The sequence below is a fragment of the Bacillus cereus ATCC 14579 genome (assembly GCF_000007825.1).
In the GTDB taxonomy this organism is placed as follows: Bacteria; Bacillota; Bacilli; order Bacillales; family Bacillaceae_G; genus Bacillus_A; species Bacillus_A cereus.
Genome location: NC_004722.1, coordinates 3,628,583 through 3,642,754 on the forward strand (window position 1 = coordinate 3,628,583; position 14,172 = coordinate 3,642,754).

A 14,172-nucleotide genomic window follows, 5' to 3' on the forward strand; every position below is an offset into this window, starting at 1 on the left:
GCTTTCTATGAATCTCACTGTATATAATATGAATAAAAGAAAACCGCTATCATTAAGGGGGGATATGCTTGCTCGAAGGATGGTTCAGTTGGTTCATTGTATTATGGACGGTTATTTTATTAGGGCTTATGTCTATCGGTGGATACTTTATGTTCAGAAAATTTTTAAAACGTTTACCAAAAGAAGACGGCATGTCCATTTTGGATTGGGAAGAACACTACATAAATAAAACGAGACATTTATGGGCTGACGAACAAAAACAATTGTTAGAAGAGCTTGTAAGTCCTGTTCCAGAACTATTTCGCGATGTTGCAAAATCAAAGATTGCTGGAAAAATCGGGGAACTTGCATTACAAGAAAATGCCTCTCAAATTACACAAGACTTAATTATTAAAGGATATATCATTGCCACACCAAAGCGTGATCATAAATTTTTAATTAAAAAACTACAAGAAAAAAAGATTGATTATTCTAACTATCGATCTTTACTCGCAAAGTAACTTCATATTATTTTCGATAAAAAAGACAGCGCCTTTGACGCTGTCTTTTTATTTGGTACATATACAGTTTTTAAGTTAGCTTCATATCTTTTTCATTATAAAAACCATCTTCTTTTTCCATTTCCTTTTGTAATTTCGTAAAGGAACGGTACATGGCAATTCTCCATGACACAATCATCGCGAACGCCAGTAAGAAGAACATGCCACTAAGTTGTCCTAAATCAAGAGATTGGCTTAAGTATGTTTTAAATACAATCCGCACGACAAGTAATCCAATTAATATAAAAACAAAGGCTTTTGAACGCTTCAAATAAATCTCTTGTCCTCTAATTTCAAATTTAGATGTTTTAATAAGAAAAATAGAGAAAAACAAACCGACGCCAATTGCTTCTAACATTTCCGCTGGAGTTAATCGAAATTCAGGAAAAACATACATCAATGCTCCCGTGCTCATAAAAAATGGCGGAAGTATAATTTTTTTCAATGTTGCAGGTTTCTTAGCTGCTTTTAAACGAATAAACATCGCACCGACAGCCATACAAACAGCAACGATACTTGATAAAAGAACTATGTTCATATTTTCTCATCCTTTTTTGTGGCTATATGCAAAATATACTTTCATTATATGCTTTTCCGTTAGTATTTCCAACATTTTCGCAGAATAATACTAAAAACCGGTAAAACCACCAAATAAACTTGAGAAATATACGATAATTTTCGTCATCCAGTTAAAGTATAGGAAGACCCCCATAACAATCATAATATATCCTCCGACTTTCATGAAGGCCATACTATTTCTTTTAATCCAAGACATTTTCGTAATAAAGAATGACAGTACGAAAAACGGGATAGCAAATCCAAGTATGTAAGCAATCATGTAAATCATTGCTGATTCTGGGTTTGTTGCTGCTAATCCAATTACGGACACTAGAATTGGTCCGGTACATGGCGTCCACCCTGCTGCAAAGGCTAATCCAATTAGTACTGATCCAAAATAGCCACTTGGACGATTTTTAAATGTAAATTTACGGTCTTGCATTAAAAATTTCGGCTTAAACACCCCGACAATAATTAAGCCGAACACGATGATAAATATACCACCTAACTGTCTGATTAAATCTTTATAGTCAGTAAAGATTCCTCCAATAAAACTTGTACCAAATCCAATTGCAATAAATATAATTGAAAATCCAAGTAAGAAAAACGCTGTATGTATCATACTTCTTTTGCGAAGCATTGCATTTTCTTCTTTCAATTCAGAAACCGACATACCTGTTATGTACGATAAAAATGCCGGATAAAGCGGTAAGCAACATGGGGAAATAAATGATAAGAACCCGGCGCCAAACGCTAAAAAAATACTAATATCTTGCATCATTCCACTCCTCTCCCTAAATATTGTAACAAAAACACATAAAAATACTATGAACAATTCGTGAAATCACTTTTACAACGTGGCAATAAGAAAAACCGTACTTCCTCACAGTTTCTAATAAAACGTTTTCATTTCCTTCTATTATATAGAAAAAACTCAAATGGATTATGAAAACTCCTTTAATTGTCATTACCATAACAAAGGTAACATAGTTTCTCAAATAATTAGCACGTTACTAGTACGTCTATATACATATTGGTTTAAAAAATATTTTTTCAAATGCTGGCTCTATACAATGCAAAGTTGATTTTATAATACTTCTACTATTAATAATTTCAAGATTATGCATAAATATCATACTTTTATTATTATTCTATAAAATGTCATACTTTTCTTTCATTTGACCCTTTATTTCTAATTTTGTATACTTCCCTCTAGTTATATATTTTCGATACGGAACAACTTCATATAGATGGGAGGAATTTTTCATGCTTCGTTATTCTCTTTTAGTTTTATTAGGAGCGTGTAGTTATGGAATTTTAGCTATTTTTGTTAAGCTTGCATATGCAGAAGGATTTTCACTTGGAGAGGTAATTGGCAGCCAATATTTGTTCGGTTGGATTATTTTGCTTGCTATTACACTTCTATTTTCTAGACATCGCGTTCCTTTAAAGCAAGCATTACTTTTATTCGTTGCAGGAACATCTGCAAGTTTTACCGGAATTTTTTATTATGCTTCATTAAAAACTGTACCAGCTTCTATTGCAATTATTCTTTTATTCCAATTTGTTTGGGTCGGAATTATCATTGAAGCAGTCGCAACAAAAACATTACCTTCAAGAGAAAAAGTTATTTCTGTTATTTTCTTACTTGTAGGGACATTTTTATCAAGTGGTTTACTTGAACAATCAGCAGGTGCTTTCGATACGACTGGGATCATTTTAGGTTTATTATCTGCTGTTACATTCGCAACATACATTTTCGTGAGCGGAAAAGTTGCTGTTGAAGTACCTTCATTACCGCGCGGTGTTCTCTTAATGACTGGTGCTTTAACTTTAGTCATGATTGTATTCCCACCAACATTTATTTTTAATGGTGCCATTTCTCAAGGTCTTTGGAAATACGGTTTAGGATTAGGAACATTTAGTATCGTAATTCCATCTATTGCCTTTACAATCGGTATTCCAAAAATCGGTTCTGGCTTAGCAACTATTCTTGGTGCAGCGGAACTACCAGTTACAACAATTATGTCCGTATTCGTTTTAAAAGAGGCTGTACTATCTTCACAATGGTTCGGTGTATCACTTATTTTAATCGGGATTGCAATCCCGCAAATTGCATACGCAATGCGTGGACGTTATCGTAAACATCATACGCATAAAAAAGTCGCAGCATAAAGCGAAACTTTAATTAGTTGAACCAATCGGACTGCCCATTAATACGGGATAAACGAGAGAGGATTTTCATTTGAGAATCCTCTCTTTTATTGTTGTATACTTATGATAAATATTTTGCTGAAGAAAGAAGGCATACTACATGGTATCTATTTCAAATCAACTAAAAGAAAAACTTATTTCCATCCGTCGACATTTACATGAGTATCCGGAACTATCATATGAAGAGTTCGAAACAACAAAAGCAATAAAAAATTGGTTAGAAGAAAAAAACATTACTATCATTGACTCCAATTTAGAAACAGGAATTATCGCTGAAGTGTCTGGTAATAAAAACGGGCCAATTGTAGCAGTTCGTGCTGATATTGATGCCCTTCCTATTCAAGAAGAAACACATTTGTCCTATGCATCTAAAGTACGAGGAAAAATGCATGCTTGTGGACACGATTTTCATACAGCTGCCATTTTAGGTACTGCTTTCTTATTAAAAGAAAGAGAATCTTCCCTAAATGGAACGGTTCGCTTCATATTCCAACCAGCTGAAGAAAGTAGTAATGGCGCTTGCAAAGTTATTGATGCTGGACATTTACGTAATGTGCAAGCGATTTTCGGCATGCATAATAAACCTGATTTACCAGTAGGTACAATTGGCATTAAAGATGGTCCACTGATGGCTGGAGTTGATCGATTTGAAATTGAAATTCACGGAGTTGGTACACACGCGGCTGTACCAGATGCTGGCGTAGATCCTATTGTCGCATCCTCTCAAATTGTGATGGCACTGCAAACAATTGTAAGCCGAAATATAAGTTCATCTCATAATGCGGTTGTTAGTGTTACAAATATTCACGCAGGAAATACGTGGAACGTAATTCCTGAAAAAGCTACGTTAGAAGGAACGATTCGCACGTTCCAAGCTGAAACACGTGAAAAGATTCCAGCACTCATGGAGCGTATTATTAAAGGTGTATCTGATGCATTAGGTGTAAAAACGAAATTCCGTTTTTATTCAGGTCCTCCTGCTGTTCACAACGATAAAGCTCTTTCAGACTTATCTACTCAAGTTGCCACAAAGATGAATCTTAATATCATCTCGCCTAGTCTATCAATGGCTGGAGAAGATTTCTCATTTTACCAACAGGAAATACCAGGTTCATTCGTCTTTATGGGAACGAGCGGTACACATGAATGGCATCATCCTGCTTTTACAATTAATGAAGAGGCACTGCCTATAAGTGCAGAATACTTTGCTTTACTAGCCGAAAGAGCACTTAAACAATTCTCATAAAAAAAGCCGTTCAAAGTGCATCTCAGCACCTGAACGGCTTTTCTTATTAAGTTAAATCACGTTTTAAAAACACAGTATATGAAATACATAAAAATACGAACAAATAAAGTAGCAACATACATGATGCAAACGGGAATGTTACTCCATCAATAAAACTTCCGTTCTTTGAAATACTATATAAATCTGTGTTTGCTGGCAATAAATATTTCGCCCAGTTATATCTAGTGGCTGCTAATAACGCAATATTGCCTGATAAAGCAAGGAATAGTGAAATACCAATTGCACCTCCACTAGATCTCGTTAACACAGAAATCATAAATGCAAACGATGCGTACACAACCGTTGGTAACCACGATAAAACATAATATTTACTTGCTTCTACAAAAATGTTTTGTTTTATTATATTTCCATCTTGGAAAATAAACTCACTCCATGCAGGCTGTTGGAATTTATAAATAACAAGTCCACATAAAGCGGAGAAGATCATATTAAATATAAATAATAAAGCTGCAAATATAACGATTGCTAAAAATTTTGCTGTTAAAATTTTAAAGCGACTCGCTGGTCGTATCGTTAAAAATTTATATGTTCCCCAGCTATATTCATTCGCAAAAATTGTACTTGCATACACGAGGATAAATGGGAGCAAAATTGGAAATACGATAAAACCTGTATCTCTCATGAAAGAAAGTGGAGAACTGCTTGCCGGTGCTGTATCCGTATCTAAATGCTTCATCTTAAGCTGGTATTCTTTTACAAGCTCATCCCCTGATTTTTCTGCTAAAATAGCTTCTTTTTTCATGCCAAGCTTTTTCTCAATTTCTACAGTTCGTTCTGTATAATCTACTTTCCATCCTTTTGTTTCCGGTTCAAAATACTTTACCGTAACCCATCCTAATCCGATTATTAATACTGCAATAACTGCAAATGGAATAATCGTTCGCTTCCGCTTAAATATTTTATACAGTTCGTTATATACTAAATTAAACAATATCTTTTCCTCCTGTTAATTCTAAAAATTGCTCTTCTAACGTTTTTCTTTCTTCATATACACGATACACTTGAATATTTTTCTCAAGCAATGTACGAATAACATTTGGGATTTCTTCATCTTTTACATTAATAAGTAATTCATTATCTTTTACTAAAACATCATGCCCTAATATTTCTGCTGCTTTATTCGCATCATCTACACGTATACGGATCGTCTCCATCTCTTCGCTTTGGCTATGCTGAATATTTTGCGTAGCCACATATTCCCCGTGCTGAATAATGATAACTCTGTCACACATTAATTCAACTTCTGAAAGTAAGTGACTTGATACAAGTACAGCTTTTCCTTGTTCATGTGCAATTTTTTTTATGTACATTCTCATTTCATGTATTCCACTAGGGTCTAATCCATTTGTCGGTTCATCTAGTATCAACACGTCTGGATCGTGAATAAGTGCCTGAGCGATTCCTAAACGTTGTCTCATGCCGAGTGAATACGCTTTTACTTTGCGATCAATTACTTGTCCCATCCCTAACAATTTCACTACTTCATCGATACGTTCTTCGGTCACATTACCATTCATTCGTCCGAAATATGTTAAATTTTCATAGCCGCTCAAAAAAGGATAAAATTCAGGTGTCTCAATTACCGCTCCAATTTTCGCAGCTGTTTTTTCGAATTGCTGTTTCACAGATTGACCATCAATCCATACTTCACCTTCTGTCATACGGATCATACCAACCATCATTCTCATTAAAGTCGTTTTTCCAGCACCGTTTGGTCCGAGTAAACCGACAACCTCGCCTTTTTTCACTTCAAAACTAATATTTTGTACAAGTGTCTTTGATCCGATTCGCTTCGTTAACCGATCGACTTTTACAATTGATTGTTCATTTGTCATTCTATACAACCTTTCCTTCCCATTCTTTGTCAGGTCTTTTCACTGTAACATGATTATTTTTATGTGTAAAATGGAAAAAGGCATGATTTCTCATGCCTTTTTCTTGAAATGCAACGAATTTTTATCTTGTAAACTTTGAACAAATCGAAAACATTGCACCATCGATAATAGAAGGATAACAATCATAATTATACTCACTACTACTATTGCATATATTGTAATCGGTGCACTATTTATCCCTTGTATTCCTGCTATTCTTATAAAGATAATCGTAAATAATTTTAAAAATAACATCCCATTAACTAATCCAAAAACAAACGCTGCTCCATAAATGAATAATTGCTCCTGACATAATAAACATAGTACTTCTTTTCTTTTTATATTTTCTGCTACATAAGATGTAAACTCCTCTCTCCTCACTAGCAAAAGGGAGTACATCATTTTATATGTAGTAAAAATACATATGAAAATTAGTACAATAAACAGTGTGTAAAAATACATTTGAAATACAAATGCATCCCCTACTTTCAAAATAGCTCCTTCATTAAATTGTAACGATATCATAAAAAACAAAATCATAATACTCATAGCAATCCACATAAATTGCTTCATCCTTTTGGTAGCAAATGTTCTAATATTTTTTCTCGCTAACCGACATAAAGACATAAAATTCTTCCCCTACCTTATTACATACGCATTCTATACTACTAGTGTATAAAAATATGACATTTTAAACATCGCACTACAATCGGAATTTCTTCTAAGTCTTTAGTCCTAGAAAACGAAATGATAAAAAATCACATTTAGAATATAATTGTAAAAAGGAGGAGATTGCATGCGTATAAAATTACTATCAATCTTGTTTTTATTATTACTCACAAGTTGTAGCAAAATAAAAAACAATGAAGTTGCCATTGTTGAGCCATACAAATTAACAAAAGAGCAAGCTTCTATTTTACAAATGACTCCTTTTCAAGAAGGAAATAGCATGTTTTATAACGTTACGCTTAAAAATGATAAAGATGAAATAAATGCTACAATTGATTATTATAACAATGGTAAAAAAACAAAAGAAATTGCTAATATAGCTACCTCACATTTTTCAAAAAAGAAAGTAAAGCTTTCTTTTTTACCACCACATTTCCAATTCGATAAAGATATACAAGAAAAAAGGCAGTGGTATATGAATATTGAAGGTGCTTCAACGCTTGTTCATGAAGAAGCACCACCAAGCGTAAATAGCTCCGCAACTACTACAATCCAATCTATAAAAAATTTAAAATACAATCAAAAAACAATTTTAGCTGCTGTAATCCAAACAAGTAAAGAAACTGTAAGCGTCCCTACAATTGACGAAGACAAAGGTATTGATTTACTCTTAAAAGAAAATGAACACGTTTATCTATTTAGTATCGAGCTAAGAAAAGAACAATAAAGCGGAAATGCAACTTAAGTTGCATTTCCGCTTTATTGTTTAACAAGGTGTACTTTTATAAATCTGAATTAACTTCATTTTCTGTTACTACTATTACTCATCTTCTACTTCTATTCTTTTCTTCTCTCTTGCAATTTTTAAAAACTCTAGCAACTCTGGATTACTATTCATTTTTTTGTAAGCCACTGACATTTCTGCCACAAAATTAGAATCATATAATTCTTTATATACAACTTCTGTTTTATATAACTTATTTGCCGATACGGGTATTACTGTAATTCCAATTCCTGCCGCTACAAGCCCCATAACTGTTTGATACTCTGTTGCTTCTTGTACAATACGTGGACTAAATCCAACTTCTCTGCAAAGAGATAAAATTGTATCATACAAAGCTGGCCATACTGGTCTCGTAATAAATACAAACGGCTCATCTCGTAAATCTTCTATATGTATTTCATCTTTCTCTGCAAGTGGATGTGCCTTTGGTAAACATAAGGTACAAGATAACCTTTGAATTGGCTCTAATTCTAATAATTGTGTTGGAATTGGTGGACGTAAAAAGCCAATATCAATACGGTTATCATGAAGTGCATGAACTTGATCTGGTGTTGACAATTCATGTAATGCAACAGACACTCTCGGAAATTTCTTTCTATATTCCCTAACAATTGATGGTAAAATATCATATATCGCCGCACCTACAAAACCAATTGAAAGTGATCCTACTTCTCCCCTTTGCGCACTTTGTGCAACTTCTACTGCTTTTTCAATTTGTTCAAACGCTTTTTTTACTTCTTTTAAAAACATTTCTCCTGCTTCTGTTAGTTCAACCTTTCTTTTCGTTCTTGAAAATAATGTAACTCCCATTTCTTTTTCTAATTGCTGTATTTGTTGACTAAGTGGTGGTTGTGTCATTTGTAAACGAGCAGCTGCCCGTCCAAAGTGTAACTCTTCTGCCACAACAACAAAATATTGCAAATGCCGTAATTCCATTTTTGGACACCCTTTTCACTTTCGATTAATATGTCTAATATATTAATAACATATAATTTATATATTAGACAAATATTTTGAATGAACGTATAGTAGAAATTGTTAATTCTTTTTTACAATTTTTATGTAAAAAAAGAAAGAGGTGGTTACTGTATGAAATGGTGGAAGTTAAGCGGACAAATTTTGTTACTATTTTGTTTCGCTTGGACAGGTGAATGGATTGCAAAACAGGCACACCTCCCAGTTCCAGGAAGTATAATCGGTATTTTTTTATTATTAATTTCGTTAAAATTTAACCTAGTTAAGAAAGAATGGATACAGGACGGAGCAGATTTTTTATTAAAAGAACTTATTTTATTTTTCATCCCTTCTGCAGTCGCTGTCATACGTTACAGAGATACACTAACACAATATGGAATCGATCTCATTTTAATTATTATGATTAGCACTCTTTGCGTTACCTTAGTTACAGGACTTTTAACAGAATTGCTACTAAAGCGGAAAGGATCAACGCAATGATCGGATTTCTTTGTTTACTATTAACACTATTCACATATTGGATATCAAAAAAAATGTATCAACGTTGGAATTGGAGTCTACTTTCTCCTCTTCTCGTCTGTCCCATTATTTTAATTGCTTTATTGCTCGGATTAGATACACCTTATGAAACATATGAATCTGGTGGTCACTGGTTAACTGAATTATTAAAGCCCGCAACAGTTGCTTTTGCATGGCCAATCTATAAATATTTTGATTTGTTAAAGAAACATGGAATGGCTATCTTACTTAATGTCATTGTCGGTTCGTTTTTATCAGTCATTACTTCAGCACTACTAGCAAATTATTTTCAAATTGATTCATCACTAGAACATAGTTTAGCGCCACATATCGTAACAACACCAATCGCAATGGCTATTTCAGAAATGATTGGTGGTATGTCACAATTAACTGCTGTATTTGTCGTTTTAACTGCCTTAACAGGAGCATTGCTCGGTCCTTCTCTCATACGCATTTGCCGCATTAAAACAGCAATCGCAAAAGGTATTATGTTATGAACGAGCGCAAATGGAACCGGTACATCAAAAGCATTCGAAATCGGTCCTGTGGAAGGAACAATTGCAAGTTTATCCATGCTTTTTACAGCAGGCGCTAGTTTAGTTATCGTTCCGCTTTTCTTGTCTTAGATACATTTAAGAAGCTAGTATTCTCCTACTTGCCTCTTTATCCATATATTGGCACAGCAATTCATAATCCTCTGGAAGAAGCTAAACTCAATTGTTCAATTTCATGCACCCCTTCCCAAGCAATTTCATGTATTAACTCATCAGGATCCTGGATTTTCATATCACCGCCTATTTGTTTAACAAAATAATAATGGACATACACTGGAACACCGTATGTAATACCCTCTTTTTCATATATTTTATTCACCACTTCCACATTGTAACCTGTTTCTTCCCAAACTTCCCTGATACAACATTCTTCTAGTGTCTCTCCCTTTTCAAGTCCTCCACTTGGGACAGACCATCTTTTTTCTTCTCCCTCTTTGCCCTGCAGTACCATTAAAACTTCATTTCTTTCATTTACACATACCGCTGCACTACCTATCCATCTCTCCATAAACATCCCTCCCCTACTAAAATTCGCCCTCTTTTTTATTTTCCCCTTGAAAAAAAGAGGAAAATAATAAAACAATGACGAAAAATTATATCAACTTCATAGACAATCCTTTTTTAGAAATTAAAACTGGAAGGATGAAAATATGATTTCTAATTATGTTGTGGAATGTGTCTTTTGTGAAGAAAATCGAAAGGCTCGCCAAGCTATTGTCACAGTTCCCGCGACTACTCAGCTACTAGCCATTGAAAAAGTGCGTGCGGAATGCAAACGTCGCTTTGGAAAAACTGTATTATTACAAACAGAAATTAAAGAAAAAATTGTTTTTGAACAAAAAGAAAGCCGACCATAAATTGGTCAGCTTTCTTATCCGATCATATTTTCACATGAAGATTAGGGGCATCCTCTTTAAGGATCGGGATTTTCCCATTATGTACGTTCCATAATGGTCATCGAACAATATATTTCTATGCAATTAACTATTGAATAGAATAGGGCAAAACTTGTTCGCATTTTTAGAAAAGGGATAGGGATATAATTCAAGTAGTACTTCGAATACTCGAACTTTACACTCATAATATTAAAACAAATCCTTTTATATGGGAAATATGAATTACCTACATAATTCATTCGTAAAATATATTAATAGTTTGCTATATTAATTTTATCCCGCTATTTGTAAGCAGTAACCCCCTACTTATTATAATTTCACCTTACTCCATCAATAGCATACATCCAGCTAAAACCGGTGTCATAATCATCGAAAACCTCAAAAGCATTCGCGGTGCATAATTTGTAAACTTCGCGCCAATATATGCCCCTAACATGGTCCCAATTAATACTTGCAATAACAATATATAATCTAAATATCCTTCCGAACTATATCCTAGACCGCCTCCAATTGCAATCGGTAATATAACAAGCATTGTTGTCCCTACAGATTGCTGAATCGTTAATCCCAATAGAACCATTAATCCAAGCTGAATAAACGGTGCAGAACCAATCCCAAATGAACCAGCCATCATTCCAGTAACTAATCCAAGGCATATACATTTCAACAAGTAGTTCATGGAAAACTCTTTATGCTTATATAAAGATGACTGTTCTTTGTTTTGGAACATAATTAATTTAATAAACATAAAAATTGCCGATAAAAATAACATCCCAGCTGTAAACCAATGAAGAAGATGTGCTGGTATAAGTGAACCAAATTTAGAACCAATATAAGAGCCAATTGCGCCAAATCCCCCAACAATCCCGCCTATAATAAGTGCTACATTACCTTCACGGTAATGACTGACAACACCTGATAATGTCGTAAACGCCATTGCAGTTAAAGATGTTGCAAGAGCAACATGAATAGGAATATGAAATACTAAAGTGAGTATCGCGATAATAAACCCAGCTCCTCCAGCTCCAACAAATCCTAATAAAATACCCATTACTAACATTGTTATAATAATTGCCACAGACTTTCCCTCCAGTAACACAATTATCCATCATATTTATCCTTACATACAAATAAAAAGCATCCTAGATGGATGCTTTTTATTTCAATGATATGTACTTAATCTTGATTAATCAAAATAACCGCTGGACCAGCTACTACTACTCCAGCTACTTCTATTTTTTCAAATTCCTTTACTGTAATAGATATAACTCCTTCTCTTTCCATCCATTCTTTACTCAGGACATCAGTCGGGATTGCTTTCACCGTCTTACCTCCTTTTCATTTATACAATATGATAAAGTGAAACTTTCATCAGTGGGGTTTTGGTCCGTACTTATTGATTATTAACCCTCACCAATCGGGCGAATAATCGCCCAATGCATCTATATATATGCATCACCTCCGCTTTCATTCCTTATTCCACTCAAAAACCTTCTCCCCCTTCCTTGACATATTGAAAAATAAAAAAGAAGCTATAACATATAGCTTCCCTCCACGTTTCTTTAATCTTTATGCACCGTATATTCCATGACTTTACCATCTCTATCAAATTGTAAAATAAGCTGTTCGCTATCTATTGGGATAAAGCCACGTTCAGTCCCAAGATAATACAAAGTGATAACTCCTTCTCCCCCACTTCTCGTTTCCGTTGGGGCTCCTAACAATTGTGTAATTTCTTCATTTGATTTCCCTATTAATTTATATTTTTGTAATAGATCATCTACCATATGTACCCGCTTATCTGCATGATTTAACCATCTATTTTGATTAAACTTTGATGTATATTCATTTACACTTAGTTGTACAGTGCACACTATTAATGGTATGAGTGCTACTATTAACCCCCCCAACATTTGCTTCTTTTCTTCATTACGATTTTTAGAAACATATAAAATAGCCCTTTGAATCATGACTAATAAAACAAATGGTATGAATACTACAAAAATGCTCCTTACACTTAAGGGTATATGGACCATATCAATGACGAATATAAATACAATGTACATTACTATATACAAACAAAAATAGACATACAAAATGCCACGTAGCATAGCGTTCAGAAAGATCTCCCCCTTTAACTCACTATATAATTCATCCGGCTAATCATTTCTCGAATCTGTTCTAATTCTTGCACTGTATATACTATTTTTCCTGCTAAGATTTCATTTCTGAAGAACGTTACAATTTGCTCCCGATCTTTTAATCTAGGTGTTTCCTCACTTGAAAGATCTATTATTTCTTTTCCATTTTCATTATAAAAATATACAACTGGTTTTACCTTTTCTTTTATACTATTAGCCTGCATTTCTTTCAAACAATTGTATAAAATTTGAGATAGTTTCTTCGCCCTATATACTGGATTCCCTTCATTTTTCACTTGTATAGTTGCCGAATCTTTACCTACTATATATTCAAATGTCTCTTCTTTTTCAAGTTCTTGTTGATACTTACCCATTTCATCAATCATAAATGAATATATACCAGCATTTTCTTTCGTTAAACCATGAATTAATTTCTCTTCCCATTCTTTCGTCTCAAGTAGATAAATACCAGTTTTGCACAAAATGAGATGATGGATTCGATTATCGTTTATTTCACTATTATTTTTAATAAAAACATTCGGCATGATTTCAATTTCAGCATCTAATATGATGCCTTGCTCTATGAATCCTCGCTTCATATAATGTAATGTTTCGTACGTATTCATTTCAGCGCCGTTTTTAGTATATTCTCGTAAATTTGCAATTAATTTTTGAAACATATGTATTTCGTTATTATGTTTATTTTGTATTTCACCACGTTCTTTACTATGTTGCATAGCTAATTGATTCTTCATCATACGCATATTTTCAATTTCTCTATTTGCACTTACTTGTAAATCATTGTATTTTTTCTGTTCCATATTTTTTAAATTATTTTGTTGTTCTTTATGCTCTATCACCGTAGCTGCAATTTCATTTTTATACGTTTCAATCGCTTGTTTCTTTTCAAATTCTACTTGCTGACTCTCTGATTCTAACTGTTTATTTTTATAAAACAGCACAAATACTACAGCTAATAATATTAAAACCGCACCTATTAGCACATAATTCATATTTTTACCCCTTTATTTCATTTTCGATTATTTTTTATAAATATATCTATTATAGTATACTATGGTTTCGATATAGACTTTGTAAAAGTTGTATATTTTTAATAAAAGGCACCTCTGACGGGGCACCTTT

General features: G+C 33.6%; 17 protein-coding genes and 2 pseudogenes. 7 read left to right on the top strand and 12 right to left on the bottom strand.

The window, feature by feature from the left end; translation table 11 throughout:
• The first annotated feature begins 68 nt into the window (after positions 1-68).
• Entirely contained in the window at positions 69-500 is a 432-nt protein-coding gene (locus BC_RS18240; RefSeq protein WP_000889373.1) for a DUF2621 domain-containing protein, read from the top strand.
• A gap of 70 nt (positions 501-570) precedes the next feature.
• Here BC_RS18240 and BC_RS18245 read toward each other — a convergent pair whose 3' ends face one another.
• The 3 genes from BC_RS18245 to BC_RS28350 all read right to left on the bottom strand — a co-directional run bounded on the left by BC_RS18245 (position 571) and on the right by BC_RS28350 (position 2,041).
• The gene (locus tag BC_RS18245; RefSeq protein ID WP_001028439.1) at positions 571-1,077 is read right to left on the bottom strand and encodes a CcdC family protein; all 507 of its coding nucleotides are present in this window, start codon (positions 1,075-1,077) and stop codon (positions 571-573) included.
• Between the two features lie 90 nt (positions 1,078-1,167).
• The gene (ccdA, locus tag BC_RS18250; protein WP_001152676.1) at positions 1,168-1,875 is read right to left on the bottom strand and encodes a cytochrome c-type biogenesis protein CcdA; all 708 of its coding nucleotides are present in this window, start codon (positions 1,873-1,875) and stop codon (positions 1,168-1,170) included.
• Positions 1,876-1,891: 16 nt separating this feature from the next.
• Positions 1,892-2,041, bottom strand: coding sequence for a peptidase T (locus BC_RS28350; protein ID WP_071732505.1), 150 nt, complete (start codon positions 2,039-2,041; stop codon positions 1,892-1,894).
• 322 nt (positions 2,042-2,363) lie between these two features.
• Between BC_RS28350 and BC_RS18255 the strand changes: the two genes are divergently transcribed.
• Positions 2,364-3,272: an EamA family transporter gene (locus BC_RS18255; protein ID WP_000947043.1), complete on the top strand. Its 909-nt coding sequence runs from the start codon at positions 2,364-2,366 to the stop codon at positions 3,270-3,272.
• 139 nt (positions 3,273-3,411) lie between these two features.
• Complete coding sequence (locus BC_RS18260; RefSeq protein WP_000253674.1) at positions 3,412-4,557, top strand: M20 peptidase aminoacylase family protein; 1,146 nt, start codon at positions 3,412-3,414, stop codon at positions 4,555-4,557.
• Positions 4,558-4,603: 46 nt separating this feature from the next.
• Here the strand turns inward: BC_RS18260 and BC_RS18265 are convergent, their stop codons facing one another.
• The 3 genes from BC_RS18265 to BC_RS18275 all read right to left on the bottom strand — a co-directional run bounded on the left by BC_RS18265 (position 4,604) and on the right by BC_RS18275 (position 7,118).
• Entirely contained in the window at positions 4,604-5,548 is a 945-nt protein-coding gene (locus BC_RS18265) for an ABC transporter permease (protein WP_000482759.1), read from the bottom strand.
• On the bottom strand, positions 5,541-6,452 hold the full coding sequence (locus BC_RS18270; protein ID WP_000180622.1) for an ABC transporter ATP-binding protein: 912 nt from the start codon (positions 6,450-6,452) through the stop codon (positions 5,541-5,543). Before BC_RS18270 ends, BC_RS18265 begins: the two co-directional genes overlap by 8 nt.
• A gap of 90 nt (positions 6,453-6,542) precedes the next feature.
• Positions 6,543-7,118, bottom strand: coding sequence for an ABC transporter permease (locus tag BC_RS18275; RefSeq protein WP_000050617.1), 576 nt, complete (start codon positions 7,116-7,118; stop codon positions 6,543-6,545).
• Positions 7,119-7,287: 169 nt separating this feature from the next.
• On the opposite strand from BC_RS18275, the gene BC_RS18280 reads away from it, so the two are divergent.
• Positions 7,288-7,887, top strand: a complete 600-nt coding sequence (locus BC_RS18280; RefSeq protein WP_001220613.1) for a hypothetical protein — start codon at positions 7,288-7,290, stop codon at positions 7,885-7,887.
• A 93-nt stretch (positions 7,888-7,980) separates the two neighbouring features.
• On the opposite strand, the gene alsR is transcribed toward BC_RS18280, so the two are convergent.
• The gene (gene alsR, locus BC_RS18285) at positions 7,981-8,880 is read right to left on the bottom strand and encodes an acetoin biosynthesis transcriptional regulator AlsR (RefSeq protein ID WP_000423234.1); all 900 of its coding nucleotides are present in this window, start codon (positions 8,878-8,880) and stop codon (positions 7,981-7,983) included.
• Positions 8,881-9,033: 153 nt separating this feature from the next.
• On the opposite strand from alsR, the gene BC_RS18290 reads away from it, so the two are divergent.
• Both BC_RS18290 and BC_RS18295 read left to right on the top strand, forming a co-directional pair.
• Positions 9,034-9,399 (top strand): CidA/LrgA family holin-like protein, encoded by a 366-nt coding sequence (locus tag BC_RS18290; RefSeq protein WP_000872365.1) that lies wholly within the window; start codon positions 9,034-9,036, stop codon positions 9,397-9,399.
• Positions 9,396-10,064: pseudogene (locus tag BC_RS18295) on the top strand (LrgB family protein). Before BC_RS18290 ends, BC_RS18295 begins: the two are co-directional and overlap by 4 nt.
• A 6-nt stretch (positions 10,065-10,070) precedes the next feature.
• Here BC_RS18295 and BC_RS18300 read toward each other — a convergent pair.
• Positions 10,071-10,500 (bottom strand): annotated as a pseudogene (locus tag BC_RS18300) (NUDIX hydrolase).
• Between the two features lie 142 nt (positions 10,501-10,642).
• On the opposite strand from BC_RS18300, the gene BC_RS18305 reads away from it, so the two are divergent.
• Positions 10,643-10,849 (top strand): DUF3903 domain-containing protein, encoded by a 207-nt coding sequence (locus tag BC_RS18305; RefSeq protein ID WP_000625222.1) that lies wholly within the window; start codon positions 10,643-10,645, stop codon positions 10,847-10,849.
• 361 nt (positions 10,850-11,210) lie between these two features.
• On the opposite strand, the gene BC_RS18310 is transcribed toward BC_RS18305, so the two are convergent.
• From BC_RS18310 to BC_RS18325, 4 genes are all read right to left on the bottom strand, one after another.
• Positions 11,211-11,966 (bottom strand): sulfite exporter TauE/SafE family protein, encoded by a 756-nt coding sequence (locus BC_RS18310; RefSeq protein WP_000974659.1) that lies wholly within the window; start codon positions 11,964-11,966, stop codon positions 11,211-11,213.
• A gap of 98 nt (positions 11,967-12,064) precedes the next feature.
• The gene (locus BC_RS18315) at positions 12,065-12,211 is read right to left on the bottom strand and encodes a BC1881 family protein (RefSeq protein WP_000644413.1); all 147 of its coding nucleotides are present in this window, start codon (positions 12,209-12,211) and stop codon (positions 12,065-12,067) included.
• Between the two features lie 239 nt (positions 12,212-12,450).
• The gene (locus tag BC_RS18320; protein WP_000943753.1) at positions 12,451-12,999 is read right to left on the bottom strand and encodes a hypothetical protein; all 549 of its coding nucleotides are present in this window, start codon (positions 12,997-12,999) and stop codon (positions 12,451-12,453) included.
• A gap of 23 nt (positions 13,000-13,022) precedes the next feature.
• Positions 13,023-14,042, bottom strand: coding sequence for an NERD domain-containing protein (locus tag BC_RS18325; protein WP_001110276.1), 1,020 nt, complete (start codon positions 14,040-14,042; stop codon positions 13,023-13,025).
• Positions 14,043-14,172 lie beyond the last annotated feature (130 nt).